This window comes from Acidiplasma aeolicum (assembly GCF_001402945.1).
In the GTDB taxonomy this organism is placed as follows: domain Archaea; phylum Thermoplasmatota; class Thermoplasmata; order Thermoplasmatales; family Thermoplasmataceae; genus Acidiplasma; species Acidiplasma aeolicum.
The window spans coordinates 1-2,115 of the sequence record NZ_LKBG01000096.1 but is presented as its reverse complement, the minus strand read 5'-3'; the positions used below and the strand labels follow the sequence as shown (position 1 = coordinate 2,115).

Below are 2,115 nucleotides of genomic sequence, written 5' to 3'. Positions count from 1 at the left end.
TGAAAACTCTGCTCAACAATTAATATATGATATAAACTGCAATAAACTTTCTGATAAATTGGAAAACGCCTTTATATCATATTACGGTCACAGGCCATCCCAAGCAGAGATAAATGCATGGAATAATTCATTTCAGTTTGTTAAAAATGAACTTCAGGTAAATAACTTATTTGATATATGGGTCATAATAGAATATGAGCTGCCATACAGTGCAAAAAGGATAGATGCAATATTACTTGGCAAAAATAATGATAATATAAAAAATATTGTAATTTTGGAGTTAAAGCAGTGGTCAGGTGCAGAACTATCACCAATAGATGGGAATGTGATAACGTATGTAGGAAATGCACTAAGGTGCGAGCCTCACCCATCTATACAGGTATCAGGTTATTACTATTATTTAAAGGATTTTATGGACATATTCTCAAAAAACTGTTACGGAATATATGCATGTGCATACTGCCATAATTATTCGCCTAAAATCAATGACCCGATGTTCAGCTATTCTTTCCATGACGTTATATCCAAATTTCCATTATTCACCAAAAATGATTTTAAAAATTTTGGAATGTATTTAAAGGAAAAGCTAAACAATGGTGGCGGCCTTGATGTTTATAATGATTTTATACATAGCAGCATTAAACCATCAAAAAAATTGATTGATTTTACATCCAATATTTTAAGGAACCAGAAAATATTCTCATTAATAGATGACCAAATACTTGCAAACAATACTATAATAGACCGGGCAAAAAAAGCATCTAAATTAAAAAACAAATCGGTCATAATAGTTTCGGGCGGTCCTGGAACAGGAAAATCGGTAATTGCATTAAATGCAATGGCAGAGCTTTTATCAATGGGATTAAAGGTATACCATGCCACAGGGTCGAAATCATTTACATCGTCGCTTCAGAAAATATTAAGCTCTGATAGGGTAAAGGGCCAGCAAAACCAGAGCGTAAAAAATTTGTTCCTTTATTTTAATTCATTTTCAAATACAAAAAGCAATGAAATAGATGTTTTAATAGCGGATGAGGCACACAGGTTGAGGAAATCCAGCAACAACAGGTTTACAAAAAAGGAAAGGCGCAGCAACATCCCGCAAATAGATGAATTAATAAATGTTGCAAAGGTTTCCGTATTTTTTATAGATGAAAACCAGGTTGTCAGGCCTGAAGAAATAGGAAGCATAAAATTAATTGAGGAAACTGCGAAAAAATATAATGCGGATGTGTATAAATTCACATTAAAAACACAGTTCAGGTGCAGTGGCTCAGATGGTTATCTAAACTGGGTCGATTCCATGCTAAATATAAATGATACTGGAAATGAATTTTTAACAAAAAATGATAAAATGAAATTTATCATCATGGATTCTCCAGAGGAACTTAGAGATGAAATAAGAAATTTAAATAAGAAAAATACAAACTCTGCAAGGATGGTTGCCGGGTTCTGCTGGCCGTGGAGCGATCCAAATGAAGATGGAACATTAAAGGAGGATATTGTCATAGGCAATTTCAGGGCCACATGGGAATTAAAGGACTTTAATCATGTAAAATTTAATAAAAAGCCTGAAACACCACCATGGAATTTGTGGCCCATAGATCCAAAATGCGCCGAACAGGTTGGAAGTATATACACAGTTCAGGGATTTGAATTTGATTATATTGGCCTAATATGGGGAAATGATTTGGTTTATGATTATAATATTCATGACTGGGTTGGCAAGCCGGAGAATTCAAAGGACCCTGTAATAAAAAGGGATAAAAATTTTACCATACATATTAAGAATATATACAGAACATTGCTTACCAGGGCAAGGTATGGTGTTTATGTATATTTTGTTGACAAGGATACTGAAAAATTTGTAAAATCAAGAATAGAAATATATAAGATTAAAAATTAAACTTATCATCTACAAGTAATCATATTTAAAATGGTATCTCATAATAGGAATTTTTATATATTCCTGCCTATTGAATTTAACAATTTATAAGTAATAATGTTACTTAATTTTTGATTATCAGGACGGGAAATTTTAAAAATATTTTGTTTTATTATATAGGGAAGTACTTAATAGCAACTCTAACCAAATAATCCTTTTATTTTTAATTA

1 protein-coding gene is annotated in these 2,115 nt (G+C 31.9%); it reads left to right on the top strand.

The genetic code is table 11. The features are described 5' to 3' along the window. Positions 1–1,906: DUF2075 domain-containing protein (locus AOG54_RS02840; protein WP_055032385.1), on the top strand; the 1,906-nt coding region annotated here is incomplete at its 5' end. Between the last annotated feature and the right edge of the window lie 209 nt (positions 1,907–2,115).